Raw genomic sequence first — 13,397 nt, forward strand, 5'->3', positions numbered from 1 at the left:
CCCCAACCCTGCAAAACCCTAGGGTCCTGCAGAGTCAGGGGGTCGGGGTGAGGCGGCCGTCGTCGAGGTGCCAGCGGGCGGGGGCGATCTCGGCGACCTCGGGGTCGTGCGTCGCCAGGAGCACCGTCGCGCCACGGCGGGCGAGGTCCTCGAGCAGCACCACGACCCGCTCGCGGGTGTCGTGGTCGAGCTCGGAGGTGGGTTCGTCGGCGAGCAGCACCGCCGCCCCCGCCCCCAGGCGAAGGGAGGCCAGCGCCAGTCCCCGAGCCACGGCCACGCGCTGCCGCTGACCGCCGGAGAGCTCCTCGGCGAGGTGGTCGCCGTGCTCGTCGAGCCCGACGGAGGCGAGCGCGTGGTCGGCCTGGGCGAGCGCGTCCCCGCCGGGCACACCGGCTGCGACGAGTGGCACCGCGACGTTGTCGCGGGCGGTGAGGACCTCGGCGAGGGCGCTGCCCTGCGGGATGAGCACGGCACCCGCGGCGCGCGAGGTCGCCTCCTCGCCGATCGCGGTGTCCCCCAGTGTGATCGAGCCGCTCGCCTGCCCCGGCGCGAGCAGCCCGCCGACCGCCCACAGCAGCGAGGTCTTGCCCGCCCCGGAGTGACCGGTGACGGCGGTGACCTCTCCCGGGCGGGCGGTGGCACTCGCGCCGTCGACCGCGACGACCTCTCCGTAGCGGACGCTCACGTCGTCGAGGACGAGGACCCCTCCGGTCCGGTCCGGGGCGTTGGTCGTGGCGGGGCTGCCCGGGCTCATGCGCCCTCCTCGTCGGTGATCAGCTGCCAGGTGCCGTCGTCCGCCCGGTGGACGCGCACGAGGGTGCCGGGCGGGAAGGCGTCGAGCGCCGGCGGGGGCAGCGGCAGCGACCCGTCGGCGGCGACGACGGAGTACTCCTCGCCGCTGCGCCCCTCGCCACCGACCCGCCCGTCGCGGATCGTCACGGTCCGGGGAAATGCTGCGGCCACGTCGGGGTCGTGGGTGACGACGACGATCGTCGTGCCGAGGGTGCGCCCGACCTCGGCCATGGCCTCGAGGACGACGTCGCGGGAGTCGTGGTCGAGCTGGCTCGTCGGCTCGTCGCCGAGGAGCAGCCCCGGCCCGGAGGCGAGCGCGACCGCGAGTGCGGCGAGCTGGAGGGCGCCCGGGGTGAGCCCGTCGAGCGGGGCGTCGGCGACGTCGGTGAGCCCGAGCAGCTCGAGCAGGTCGTCGACCTCGGGCACGGTGCGCCCTGAGCGGCGGGCCGAGCGCTGGGCGAAGTCGATGTTGCCCCGCACCGACAGCCACGGCAGGTGGTTGCGCGCGGCGCCCTGCAGGACGATGCCGACCTCCTGCGCGCGGAAGGCGTCGACCTGCGCCTCGGACATCACCGACAGCTCGTGGTCGCCGACGTGGATGCGGCCGGCGCTCGGGCGCAGCAGGCCGCCGAAGAGTGCGAGGAGCGTCGACTTGCCCGCACCGCTCGGCCCGAGCAGCGCGATGCGCTCGCCCGCCGCGACGGTGAGGTCGACGCCCGAGAGGGCGGCGACGTCGTGCCCCTCGGCGCGGTAGATGTGCACGAGCCCGTGGGTGCGCAGCGGCAGACCGGTCACGTCGGCTCCCCCCTCGCGGCCGAGAGGGTGACCCGACGGCGCACGCCGGCCGCGAGCAGCAGGGCGACGACGAGCAGGACGACGGCGACCCCGACCGTCGCGGCCAGCACCGCGACCCAGGCGGGCGAGTGGTCGAGCGCGGGCACCGCTGCGCGCGAGGTGAAGAGCGGCAGCGCCGGCAGCGCGATCCACGATCCGGCGAGCGCGCACAGGGCGCCGAGGAGGACACCGACGGCGACGCTCGTCAGGTGCTCGGTGCGCAGGGCGCGACCGATGTCCTTCGCCGCCACACCGCTGACCCGCAGGGCGGCGAGGTCGCGCACGGTAGCCCGCCAGCCGGTGACGGCAAGGATGAGCAGGACGAGCGCCGCGAGGACGACGGCGAGCGCCCCACCGATGAGCGCGAGCTGCAGCCCCCACCCGGACGCCGACTGGTCGAAGACCCGGTCGGCCTGCTCGGTCGTGCGCACCGAGCGCACGGCGACGCCCTCGTCGGCGAGCACCTCCTGCGCCCGCTCGAGGGTGCCCGGCGACGCGTCGGCGAGCCACAGCTCGCGGTCGGTGCGGGTGGTGTCGAGCTCGCCCGTCACCCGCGCCAGGGCGCGAAGGGAGACGAGCACCCCGGCGTCGGTCGCGGCCGGCAGCGCCGCGACGTGCTGGGCGGCGACGACGTCGGTCTGACCGCCGGCGACGTCGAGCACCTGCACCGTGTCGCCCTTCTCCGCGACCTCTCCCGAGACGATCGCGGGCACCGGTCGCGGCACGTCGGTGACGTGGGCGGCGACGTCGGCGCCGTCGGCGGCTGCGACCCCGAGGGTGAGGGACTTCCCCTTCGCCGTGAGGGTCAGGCCGGTGCCGTCACCGGCCTTCTCGTCCTCCCACGTGCTCTGGCTGCCCACGGGCAGCGGGCGGCCGGCGACGGACAGGTCGGTGACGGTGACCGTGCCGCGCACACTGCTGCCGGTGACGCCCGAGGTCCCGACCCGGATGCCGGCGAGGCGGCAGCCCGCCGAGCAGAAGAGCGGGGAGTCGACCGTGACCTGGCCCGTGCCCTTGGGCCCGAGGGTCGCGATCTCCGCCGAGCGGGCATCCCCCTCGCGGGTCGTCATGTCGAGCAGGAGCGTCGGGGGTTCGGCGTCGCCGAGCCCGCGCAGGTCCCAGGTCACCCGCGCGGTCACGTCGCCGGCCGGCAGCCGGACGGGCTCCTGCTCGGGCAGGGCCAGGGCGTCGACGTCGAGACCGCTCACGGCCTCGGGGTGGGCGACGCGCACGAGCGCCTCGGGGTCGACCGCCATCGTCGCGCCGGCGGTGTCGGCCTTGGGCCGGATGAGGGCCACGGGCGCGGCATCGATGTCGTGCTCGTCGAGGGTGGTCGCGGCGTCGAGGAGCGCCGGCGCGGTGGGCGAGTCCACCGACAGCACGGCAGGGGAGCCGGTCTCCAGCTCGGCGCGGGCGAGCCGGTTGCGATCGGCGACGACGACCGCATTGGCCCCGAAGACGGCGACCGCGGTGGCCACGGTCGTGACGACGAGGACCCGTCGGGCCGCCGGGCGGCGGCCGATGCCGTGCCCGGCGATGGCCGCGGCGACGCGTCCCCGACGCATCGCCGAGGTCGCCCGGCGGGCGGCGAGCCACGGCACGAGGCGGGCGGCGAGCACGCCGACGGCGATGGCGAGCAGGGTCGGGGTGGCGAGGGCGGCCGGCCCGCTGAGCGCGCCGGTCGCGAGCCCGACGACCCCGACGGCAGCGAGGACCACGACGACGATCTCGACGACGGCGGAGCCACCCGCACCGGTCGGCCGCACCGAGCGCAGCAGGTCGTTGACCGGCTCGCGCAGCACGGGTCGCGAGGCGAGGTGCACGGCGAGCACCGACAGCAGCAGCGCCCCGAGCGTCCACGGGACGACCGCGAGCGGGATCTCGAAGGGGATGCCCCCCGGCAGCATGAGCGCCCGCACCCCGAGGGCGAGCAGCATGGCGGCGACGACGCCGAGGGGCAGTCCGAGCAGGACCGGCACGACGAGCTCGCCGAGCAGCAGTCGCCGGGCGCCCGAGCGTGAGCGTCCGCGCAGCCGGGCGAGGGCGACGTCGTGGCGCCGCTGGTCGACGGCGGACTGGGCGACGAGGAAGAGCACGAGCACCGACAGCAGCGCCAGCTGCACCATGACGAAGGGGACGATGACCGCGGTCTGCGAGCGTCCGGTCTCGATGCCGGAGACGATCGTCCCGGCGGAGTCGCTCACGGTGATCTCGGGGTGCTCCTCGCCGAGATCCTCGACGGCGGCCGCAGCACGGGGCAGCGAGTCGAGGGTGGCCTTGGAGGTGTCGAGCGGCAGGTCGACGCTGACGGAGGCAGTCGGCAGTGCGTCGGCGAAGGTCGCGTCGACGGTGAAGAGGTCGTCGAGCCCCGGGAGGTTGTCGAGGTCGGGGTGCGGGACGCCGGACTTGCCGTCCGGCCGGTTGCCCAGCCAGTAGTCGGCGTCCTCGTCGGGCACGGAGTAGATGCCGACGACCTCGAGCGGCACGTCGGGCTCGTCGGGGTCGAAGCGCGAGTACTTCGCCTGCGGGATGAGCAGCTCGGTGCCCTGCCTCCACCCCCAGGCCTTGGCGTCCGCCGCGGAGACGACGACCTCACCGCCCTGCTGCGGGCAGCGCCCCTCGATCTCGACGTGGTCGCACAGGCCGGAGCGGGTGCGCAGCAGGGCCGGCGAGGCCTTGCGGCCCTTCGCCGGGCTGAGGTTGGTCGCGTAGCGCAGCCCGGTGATGGGCTCGCCCGAGACGGCCTGCAGGCCGGCGGGCACCTCGTCGGCGAGGGTCTGCGGCATGAGGGTGCGCTCGGTCGAGGTGCGCGGACGGGTCATCGTCGTGGCCGTCGTCGCCGGGTCGGCCTCGGTGAGGTGCACCCGCAGCAGCCCCTGGTCGATGCTCCGCGCGAAGACGGGCGCGAAGACCGCACAGGTCGTCACGAGGGCGGAGACGAGGACAAGCGCGATGACCTGCCCCCTGCGGTACCGCAACGCTGCCCACATGCAGCGGTCCCCCTTCTGTCGTGACCGCCGTCACCCTACGCCTCGGTGTGGGCCAGTGAAGGCCGGATCAGTCGCCGATCTCCTGCGCCATCGCCCGACCGGCCGTGCGCCCGGAGAAGATGCAGCCACCGAGGAAGGTCCCCTCGAGGGCGCGGTAGCCGTGCAGGCCGCCACCGCCGAAGCCGGCCGCCTCGCCGGCGGCGTAGAGGCCCGGCACCGGCGCGCCGTCGTGACCGAGGACCCGCGAGGACAGGTCGGTCTCGAAGCCACCGAGCGTCTTGCGGGAGAGGACGTGCAGCTTGACGCCGACGAGCGGACCCTTCTTCGGGTCCTGCAGCTTGTGCGGCGGGTAGGCGCGCTTGGAGATCTTGTCGCCGCGGTAGGAGCGGGCGACCCGCATCGCGGCGATCTGCGCGTCCTTGCCATAGGGGTTGTCGAGCTGGGCGTCGCGCTCGTCGAGCTGCCGCTTGACGTGGGCGACGTCGAGCCGCGGCTCGCCCTCCTCGACGAGCTCGTTCATCTTCGCGACGAGCTCCTCGACGGTGTCGGCCAGGACGAAGTCGGCGCCCTTGTCGAGGAAGGCCTGCATCGACGGCGTGACGTCGGCGAGCGAGCGCTTGCGCAGGACCCCGGCGACGTCCTTGCCGGTGAGGTCCTCGTTCTGCTCCGAGCCGGAGAGGGCGAACTCCTTGCCCGCGACCGACCGGTTGGTGACGAACCACGAGTGGTCGTGACCGGTGGCACGCAGGTGCTCCAGCGTGCCGAGGGTGTCGTAGCCAGGCATGAGCGGGGCCGGCAGCCGGGTGCCCTCGGCGTCGAGCCACATCGAGCTCGGCCCGGGCAGGATCCGGATGCCGTGGCCGGCCCAGATGGGGTCCCAGTTGCGGATCCCTTCGACGTAGTGCCACATCCGGTCGCGGTTGATGAGGTTGCCGCCGGCGGCCTCGGTGATGGCGATCATCCGGCCGTCGACGTGCGCCGGCACGCCGGTCACCATGTGCTTCGGCGGGGTGCCGAGGCGCTCGGGCCAGTTGGCGCGCACGAGGTCGTGGTTGCCGCCGATGCCGCCCGAGGCGACGAGGACGACGGGGGCCCGCAGCTCGAAGCCACCGATGCTGTCGCGGTTGGTCGCCACGCCACGCTCGGCGTCGTCGGGCGCGAGCTCGACCCCACGGACACCGGTGACGGCACCCCCTTCGACGATGATCTCGTCCACGCGGTGCCGGTGGGCATAGGTCACCAGTCCGCGCTCACGGGCCTCCTCGACCCTGCGGACGAAGGGAGCCGCAACACCGGGACCGGTCCCCCACGTGATGTGGAAGCGGGGCACGGAGTTGCCGTGGCCGTGGGCCGAGCCGTCTCCGCGCTCGGCCCAGCCGACGATGGGGAACCAGCGCATGCCCTGCTCGTGCAGCCAGGCCCGCTTCTCCCCGCCCGCGAAGTCGAGGTAGGCCTGCGCCCACTGCCGCGGCCAGTGGTCCTCCTCGCGGTCGAAGCCGGCGGTGTTCATCCAGTCACCGTGGGCCAGCTCGGCCGAGTCCTTGATGCCCATGCGGCGCTGCTCGGGGCTGTCGACGAAGAAGAGGCCACCGAAGGACCAGTGCGCCTGACCGCCGATGTTGGCGACGCTCTCCTGGTCGACGAGGAGGACCTTGCGGCCGGCATCCGCCAGCTCCGCGGTCGCGACGAGTCCGGCCAGCCCGTGGCCCACGACGATGGCATCAGCATCCATGGGGTGACCCTAGACCGCATTACTCGTCAGTAGCAACTGGGGTTCAGGTGGCTTCTGCCTACAGTGGGCCGCATGTCCTGGACCGCTCGCCTGCGCCTCGTCGCCGCGACCCTGGCGCTCGTCGCCGCGGTCGTCACCGGTGGGCTCGTCACCGCCTCGCTGTGGCCCGTGACCGTCGAGACGGACTACTACGCCGCCGACGTGCGCCTGTCCCCGAGCTGGACGGACCGGTCCCACATCGGCACCGACACGGTCGTCGGCAGCGTGTCCGCGCAGTTCGCCGGCATCGCCCCCGGCGTGCGGGTCTCGCCGCGGGTCAAGCCCTCGATCACCGAGCTCGTCGCCTCGGGCAACCTCGACGCCGCGAGCCTCGACGTCAGCCCGCAGGAGCGCACCCGGGTCATCACCGACGCCGCGACCGGGGTCGGGCTGCGCTTCGCCGCCGGTGGCGTGCTCGGTCTGCTCCTGTGCCTCGGCGTGGTCCGGCTGCGCCGTCGCACGCTCCCGCACCGCCGGACCGTCGTCGGCGCGAGCCTCGTCACCGCGGTCACCCTGTCGACCCTGGGCCTGTCGGCCTGGCGCACCTACGACCCCGACCGGCTCGTCGAGCTGCGCTCGAGCGGGCTGCTCCAGCTGGCCATCGCCAACCGCGACCTCCTCGACGACGTCGAGCAGCGGGCCGACCAGGCCACGCCCTACCTGCGCAACCTCCTCGCGCTGTCGACGGCGATGCAGCAGGAGTACGCACCCGAGGCCGAGGACGACTCCGCCGCGCTCAAGGTGCTGCTCGTCTCCGACGTGCACGCCTCCAACCAGTACGCGCTCATGCGCACGATCGTGCGCGAGCAGGACATCGACGTCGTCATCGACTCCGGCGACCTGATCAACTTCGGTCGGGTGCAGGAGGCCGGGCTGAGCAACCTCTACCGGTCGATCTCCTCGCTCGGGGTCCCCTATGTCTTCGTCTCCGGCAACCACGACCGCAGCGCTGTCGACGACACCCAGCTGCTCGACGACCTCGCCGGCACCGACGGCGTGACGCTCCTCGAGCCGGGCTCGGGCGAGTACCAGGAGATCGAGGTCGGCGGCCTGCGGATCGCGGGCTTCAACGACCCGCGCTACTACGGCGACGCCGACGACGGCAGCACCGACGAGCAGGTCGCGGCGCGCGACCGGTGGGTCGAGGCCCTCGGCGAGACCGAGGCGCCGGACATCACCGTCTCCCACGAGGAGCCCGCGCTCGACGACGCTCCCGGCCGGCTGCGCGTCCACGGCCACGGGCACGTGCCGCAGGTGAGCGGCAACCGGCTGCAGGTCGGCACCTTCACCGGCGGCGGCACCCTCTCGCACTTCGTCGGCGGTCCCGATGCCGAGCTCGTCGGGCAGCCGAGCAGCTTCGACGTGCTGACCTTCGACGACCGGTGCCGGGCCCAGCGCCTGACCCGCTACGAGTACCGCTCGGTCATCGAGGGGCGGCCGAGCTTCGACTCGCTCTCCGTGCTCAACGCCGCCCGGATCGTCGACGCCCCCGAGGAGGGGCGCACCTGCGGCGGGGACAAGGCGACGGTCCGCCCCCTTCGGCCGTAGCCGGGGACGGACCGTCGCTCGCCTCGATCAGACTGCCGGGAAGGCCGGCGGGTGGACCTGCGCCATCTCCTCGAGCACGCGCACGACCTGGCAGGAGTAGCCGAACTCGTTGTCGTACCAGACGTAGAGGACGACCCGGTCGCCCGAGGTGATCGTCGCGCGGCCGTCGACGATGCCGGCGTGACGGTTGCCGACGAAGTCGGTCGAGACGACCTCGGGGCTGTCAATGTAGTCGAGCTGCTTGTGCAGGTCGCCGTAGAGCGAGGCCTGACGCAGGAAGTCGTTGAGCTCCTCGCGCTCGACGCTCTTCTCCAGCGTGAGGTTGAGGATCGCCATCGACACGTCGGGGGTGGGCACCCGCACCGAGTTGCCGGTGAGCTTGCCCTCGAGCTCGGGCAGCGCCTTGGCCACGGCCTTGGCGGCGCCGGTCTCGGTCAGCACCATGTTGAGCGCCGCCGAGCGGCCACGCCGCTCGCCCTTGTGGAAGTTGTCGATGAGGTTCTGGTCGTTGGTGAAGGAGTGGACCGTCTCGATGTGGCCACCGACGACGCCGTACTCGTCGTTGACGACCTTGAGCGCCGGGACGATCGCATTGGTCGTGCACGAGGCGGCGGTGACGACCTTGCTGTCGCCGATCATCGCGTCGTTGATGCCGCTGACGATGTTGGGCAGGCCTCCCTTGCCCGGGGCGGTGAGCAGCACGCGGGAGACGCCGGGGCAGGCGAGGTGCTTGGACAGGCCCTCCTCGTCACGCCACTTGCCGGTGTTGTCGACGACGATCGCGTCGTTGATGCCGTACTGCGTGTAGTCGACGCTCGACGGGTCGTCGGAGTAGATGACCTGGATGAGGGTGCCGTTGGCGAGGATGGTGCTGGCCTCCTCGTCGACGGTGATCGTGCCGGCGAAGGAGCCGTGGACCGAGTCGCGGCGCAGCAGGCTGGCGCGCTTGGACAGGTCGTTGTCGGCGCCCTTGCGCACGACGATGGCGCGCAGGCGCAGGCCGTGACCGGTGCCGGCGTGCTCGATGAGGATGCGCGCGAGCAGGCGGCCGATGCGGCCGAAGCCGTAGAGGACGACGTCGGTGCTCGGCAGCTCGCCCTCGCCGTGCTTGCCGACGACGTCAGCGAGCTCGGAGCGCAGGAAGTCCTCGAGCGCGACGCCATCGCCGGCCTCGAGGCGGCGGCGGTGCAGGCGGGCGACGTCGATGGAGGCCGGGCCGGGCTGGAGGGCGGTGAGCGCCTCGAGCATCGGCAGGGTGTCGTCGACGGTCAGCTCGATGTCGACGCGACGGGCGAAGCGGTGCGCCTTGAGCACGTCGGTCGAGGACTGGCCGAGGAGGGCGCGGCCGTGGATCGAGGTCACGACCCCGAACTCGCGGTAGAGGCGGCCCACGACGGGGATCATCGCCTCCGCCTTGGCCTGGCGGTCGGCCCACTCGGAGAGGTGGTCGTCGGCTGCGTTGCTCGTCTGCGGCGTCGTCGTCATGGGCCCAGATCGTAGCCGCTGACGCCTCGGGGACGAGCCTCGCACCGGCCTGCGACGACAGATCTCACACCGGTCAGCCCGGGGTCGTCACGTCGAAGAGCGCCTGCACCTTGGGCGCCCCTCCGCAGGTGAGCTGGTGGGGCGCGCTCATCGTGCGCACGACATGACGAAGGGAGGACCGCCCACCGTGGTCGAGGTGGACCAGCCAGGCGTCCTCGCCGGCGGCCTCGAGGCGCGGCGGTGCGAGGTCGGGCAGGCGCACGGAGGGGTCGGTGCGCAGCAGGTCGTGGGCCGCGGCCTGCGCCGCCGGGTGCCAGGAGCAGCGGCCACGCCAGCGGTCGAGGTCGACCCGACCGTCGAGGTGGTCGAGGACGACCCGGGGCGCGGTGTCGCCGGTGAGCCGGCCGTACATCGACCCCTCAGGGAGGATCACGACGTTGCCGGCGAAGCGGTCGCCGCCGAGGTGGGTCGTCTCCCAGACGGCACCGGGCAGGGCGTCGTCGAGGACCGCGGCGACGACCCGCCCCTCGACCGCGCAGCAGACGTCCTTGCGCCCGTGGGCGCACACGAGGAAGAGCGGTTCGCTCGTCGGGTCGGGCAGGTCGTCGAAGCGCCCCGCGAGCGCGACGAGGTCCTCGGGCCGCTCCCAGCGGGCGCGGCCGACGAGCCCGCGCCACACGTCGACGAGGAAGACCTGCTGCAGCCCCTCGGCATCGACCTGGTCGCCCTCGAGCCGGCCGTGCCGGCGGATGAGCTGGAGCCGGGCACCGAAGCGCCCCAGGGCCGCGTCGAGGTCCGCGCGGACGTCGGCGATGTCGGGCGCCGCGATCGGCTTGGCCGGCCACGGGCCGGGGTGACCGACGAGCATCCAGTAGCGCGCGGGCACGGCGGTGCCGACCGGCACGTCGCCGCGCTCGAGGGCAGCGAGCGAGCACCGGGTGGGCCTCGCGGAGGGGGTCGTGCTCACGCTCGCGACCCTACGCGGGGCGCTCGGCGGCGGGCACCGCCACCCCGGCGACGACGAGCCGCCGGGCGAGGTCGGGGTCGAGCACGGCGGGCACCGCGCCGGCGAGCCAGGCCGTCACCGCCGCCGCGTCGTCGTCGGTGAGGGGCAGCCGCCCGGCCCGGCTGACGAGGACCGCGCCCTCGGCGCCGGTCTCGAGCGAAGCCTGCAGGTGGGCGCGGGGCGCGATGGGGAGGTCGTCGAGCCCGTCGGCGAGGGCCTCGACGGTCCCGACCGGGCTCACCGGCCCCGGCCGCTGGGCCGCGCGCTGGCGGGCGGCGAGCCGTGCGGCGACGGCGCTCGCGTCGACGTCGGCGACGGCCTGCAGCAGCGCCTCGCGGACGGCGGCGAGGTCGTCGGCGATGGCCTCGGGGTCGGCGACGTCCACCCCGGGGCGAAGGGAGGTGCGCTGCGACTCCTGCGCAGCCAGCCCCCTTCGCGCGGCGTCGAAAACGGCCTCGGCGAGGTGTCCGCGGTGCCACACGTGGATGCCGACGGTCAGGTGCGTGCTCACGCCGCCGAGGGCGGTCGCCGAGTGCAGCCAGCCACGGGGCACGTAGAGCACGTCGCCGGGCCGAAGCGTGACCTCGAGGTGCGGCTCGCCGGTGGCCGCCTGCTCGACGGCCGGGCGCCGGTCCTGCCACGGCTGGTCACGCAGCGGGTGCGGCTGGACGGGGGCGTGCAGGCGCCAGCGCTTCTCCCCCGCGGTCTGCAGGACGAAGACGTCGTGCACGTCGTAGTGGGCGGCGAAGCCGCGGCTGCTCGGCGGGGTGACATAGGCATTGACCTGCACGGGGTGGCCGAGGTCGGCGGCGAGGTCCTGGGCGAGCTCGAGCACCGGCGGGTGGGTGCGGTGCAGGCCCTGCAGGACGAGGGTGTGCCCCTCGGCGAAGAGGCGCAGCAGCGCGGTGTCGTCGAGCTGGTCGGTCACGCCCGCGCCGACGCCACCGCCGCGGGTGAAGTCGGCGTCAGCGAGCGTGTGCCCGTCACGGGCCACGCGCAGGAAGGGAGTGCGCAGGCCACGACGCGAGAGCAGGTCGTCGACGTCACGGGTCGTCAGCAGGTCGTCGAAGGGGGTCGGCAGCGCCGCCGCGGTCACGTGCCGGGGCTCTCGACCCCAGGAGCGCTCGAGCTCCTCGGGGCCGAGGTCGGTGACGCGGGCGAGGCCGGTGCACCGCGCGGGTGCACCGGCCTCGTGGGCGTCGGTCACTCAGGCTCCGCCGTCGGCGCCACCGTCACCGGCAGCGCCGTCGCCAGCGGCTCCGTCCGCGCCACCGTCACCAGCGGCTCCGTCCGCGCCACCGTCACCAGCGGCTCCGTCCGCGCCACCGTCACCAGCGGCGCCGTCCGCACCGCCGTCACCGGCGGTCGGGGCCTCGACGGGCACGCCGCCGATGGCCTCCTCGGGCAGGTCAGGGGTCTCGTTCGGAGGCTGCGTCATGGTGCTACTCCTTCACAGTCGAGAGGAGGGACGGCATCGTCCCCGGGCTCCCTGTCTATCGGAGAGCGCCCCGCAAGGGAAGGGGGCGAGTCGGTTGAACATGAAACAGGTTGAGGCACAACGGGTTAGTGTCGATTCATGACTGCACCCACCGCTGCCCGCGACCTCGACGTCGTGCTTGTCGGAGCCACCGGCTTCGTCGGTCGACTCACCGCGGCGCACCTGCGCGACCACGCCCCCGACGGCCTGCGCGTCGCCCTCGCCGGACGCTCGCGGGACAAGCTCGACGCCCTCGCCGCCGAGCTCGGTGACGCCGCCGCCACGTGGCCGCGGGTCGTCGTCGACGTCTCCGACCCCGCCGCCTGCGCGGACCTCGCCGCCCGCACGCGCGTCCTCGTGACCACGGTCGGCCCCTATGCCGCCTACGGGCGCGAGCTCGTCAAGGCCTGCGCCGTCGCCGGCACGCACTACGCCGACCTCACCGGCGAGGTGCTCTTCGTCCGTGACTCCGCCGAGGCCTTCCACGAGGTGGCCCAGCGCTCCGGCGCCCGGGTCGTCCACTCGTGCGGCTTCGACTCGATCCCCTCGGACATCGGCGTCTGGGAGACGGCCCGGGTCGCCCGCGAGGAGGGCGCCGGCGAGCTGACCGACACGGTGCTCTTCGTGCGCCGCCTGCGCGGCGGCCTCTCCGGCGGCACGATCGACTCGATGCGCCGGCAGACGATCGCCGCGCGCGAGTCCGTCGAGGACCGACGCGTCATCAACGACCCCTACGGCCTGAGCCCCGACCGCGCCGCCGAGCCGACGAGCGCCGACCGGGCCGAGATCGCCCCGACGACCACCGAGCACTCGCGGGTGCGCTCGGCGCTCGGCAAGGTCGGCTCCCGGCTGCCGGTGCGCCGCACCGCCGACGGTCACTGGACCGGCCCCTTCATCATGGCGTCGTACAACACGCGCATCGTGCGCCGGAGCAATGCCCTGCTCGGCTGGGCCTACGGCCGTGCCTTCCGCTACCACGAGGTGACCGACTTCGGCAGCCGCGCGAAGTCCCCCTTCGCCGCCACCGGCATGACCGCCGGCCTGCTCGGTCTCGTCGCTGGCCTGTCCTTCGCGCCGACCCGTCGGGTCGTCGACCGCTTCCTGCCCGAGCCGGGCGAGGGTCCGGACGAGCAGACGCGGGTCAACGGGCGCTTCACGATGGAGGTCGTCGCCTCCACGACCGGTGGCGCGCAGTACGCGACGACGGTCGCGGCCAAGGCCGACCCCGGCTACAACGGCACGGCGATCATGCTCGGCCAGGCCGCGCTGTGCCTCGCCCAGGACGACCTGACGAGCGAAGGGGGCGTGCTCACCCCCGCGGTCGCGATGGCCGCCCCGCTCATCGAGCGCCTGCGGGCGCAGGACTTCACCATCGAGACCCGGCGCATCGACGCCTGACGCTCCCCGGACTCCGCATTGCCCAAGGGCAATGCAGCAGGGCGGCGACCTGAGGCCGCATTGCCGTTGGGCAATGCGGCCTCAGGTCGTGCGAAG

General features: G+C 73.9%; 10 protein-coding genes. 2 read left to right on the forward strand and 8 right to left on the reverse strand.

Going from position 1 to position 13,397, the window contains the following annotated elements:
• Positions 1-34 precede the first annotated feature (34 nt).
• The 4 genes from NMQ01_RS14590 to NMQ01_RS14605 all read right to left on the reverse strand — a co-directional run bounded on the left by NMQ01_RS14590 (position 35) and on the right by NMQ01_RS14605 (position 6,348).
• The gene (locus NMQ01_RS14590) at positions 35-754 is read right to left on the reverse strand and encodes an ABC transporter ATP-binding protein (RefSeq protein WP_255184627.1); all 720 of its coding nucleotides are present in this window, start codon (positions 752-754) and stop codon (positions 35-37) included.
• On the reverse strand, positions 751-1,587 hold the full coding sequence (locus NMQ01_RS14595; protein ID WP_255184628.1) for an ABC transporter ATP-binding protein: 837 nt from the start codon (positions 1,585-1,587) through the stop codon (positions 751-753). The genes NMQ01_RS14590 and NMQ01_RS14595 overlap by 4 nt, the downstream gene beginning before the upstream one ends.
• Entirely contained in the window at positions 1,584-4,616 is a 3,033-nt protein-coding gene (locus NMQ01_RS14600; protein WP_255184629.1) for an FtsX-like permease family protein, read from the reverse strand. The genes NMQ01_RS14595 and NMQ01_RS14600 overlap by 4 nt, the downstream gene beginning before the upstream one ends.
• 67 nt (positions 4,617-4,683) lie before the next feature.
• Positions 4,684-6,348, reverse strand: a complete 1,665-nt coding sequence (locus tag NMQ01_RS14605) for an FAD-binding dehydrogenase (RefSeq protein ID WP_255184630.1) — start codon at positions 6,346-6,348, stop codon at positions 4,684-4,686.
• A 72-nt stretch (positions 6,349-6,420) separates the two neighbouring features.
• Here NMQ01_RS14605 and NMQ01_RS14610 point away from each other — a divergent pair, with 72 nt between their 5' ends.
• Positions 6,421-7,935, forward strand: coding sequence for a metallophosphoesterase (locus NMQ01_RS14610; RefSeq protein WP_255184631.1), 1,515 nt, complete (start codon positions 6,421-6,423; stop codon positions 7,933-7,935).
• A 27-nt stretch (positions 7,936-7,962) separates the two neighbouring features.
• Here NMQ01_RS14610 and NMQ01_RS14615 read toward each other — a convergent pair whose 3' ends face one another.
• From NMQ01_RS14615 to NMQ01_RS14630, 4 genes are all read right to left on the reverse strand, one after another.
• Positions 7,963-9,420, reverse strand: coding sequence for a glyceraldehyde-3-phosphate dehydrogenase (locus tag NMQ01_RS14615; RefSeq protein ID WP_255184632.1), 1,458 nt, complete (start codon positions 9,418-9,420; stop codon positions 7,963-7,965).
• 73 nt (positions 9,421-9,493) lie between these two features.
• Complete coding sequence (locus NMQ01_RS14620; protein ID WP_255184633.1) at positions 9,494-10,387, reverse strand: sucrase ferredoxin; 894 nt, start codon at positions 10,385-10,387, stop codon at positions 9,494-9,496.
• A 10-nt stretch (positions 10,388-10,397) separates the two neighbouring features.
• The gene (locus NMQ01_RS14625; protein ID WP_255184634.1) at positions 10,398-11,633 is read right to left on the reverse strand and encodes a cupin domain-containing protein; all 1,236 of its coding nucleotides are present in this window, start codon (positions 11,631-11,633) and stop codon (positions 10,398-10,400) included.
• The gene (locus NMQ01_RS14630; protein WP_255184635.1) at positions 11,634-11,864 is read right to left on the reverse strand and encodes a hypothetical protein; all 231 of its coding nucleotides are present in this window, start codon (positions 11,862-11,864) and stop codon (positions 11,634-11,636) included.
• A gap of 138 nt (positions 11,865-12,002) precedes the next feature.
• On the opposite strand from NMQ01_RS14630, the gene NMQ01_RS14635 reads away from it, so the two are divergent.
• Positions 12,003-13,301 (forward strand): trans-acting enoyl reductase family protein, encoded by a 1,299-nt coding sequence (locus NMQ01_RS14635; RefSeq protein WP_255184636.1) that lies wholly within the window; start codon positions 12,003-12,005, stop codon positions 13,299-13,301.
• Positions 13,302-13,397: the final 96 nt, after the last annotated feature.

The sequence above is a fragment of the Janibacter sp. CX7 genome (assembly GCF_024362365.1).
GTDB lineage: Bacteria > Actinomycetota > Actinomycetes > Actinomycetales > Dermatophilaceae > Janibacter.

Coding starts and splice junctions, on each gene's coding strand:
- NMQ01_RS14615 (WP_255184632.1), bottom strand. CDS start 9,420: ATGACGACGACGCCGCAGACGAGCAACGCAGCCGACGACCACCTCTCC.
- NMQ01_RS14635 (WP_255184636.1), top strand. CDS start 12,003: ATGACTGCACCCACCGCTGCCCGCGACCTCGACGTCGTGCTTGTCGGA.
- NMQ01_RS14590 (WP_255184627.1), bottom strand. CDS start 754: ATGAGCCCGGGCAGCCCCGCCACGACCAACGCCCCGGACCGGACCGGA.
- NMQ01_RS14630 (WP_255184635.1), bottom strand. CDS start 11,864: ATGACGCAGCCTCCGAACGAGACCCCTGACCTGCCCGAGGAGGCCATC.
- NMQ01_RS14610 (WP_255184631.1), top strand. CDS start 6,421: ATGTCCTGGACCGCTCGCCTGCGCCTCGTCGCCGCGACCCTGGCGCTC.
- NMQ01_RS14600 (WP_255184629.1), bottom strand. CDS start 4,616: ATGTGGGCAGCGTTGCGGTACCGCAGGGGGCAGGTCATCGCGCTTGTC.
- NMQ01_RS14605 (WP_255184630.1), bottom strand. CDS start 6,348: ATGGATGCTGATGCCATCGTCGTGGGCCACGGGCTGGCCGGACTCGTC.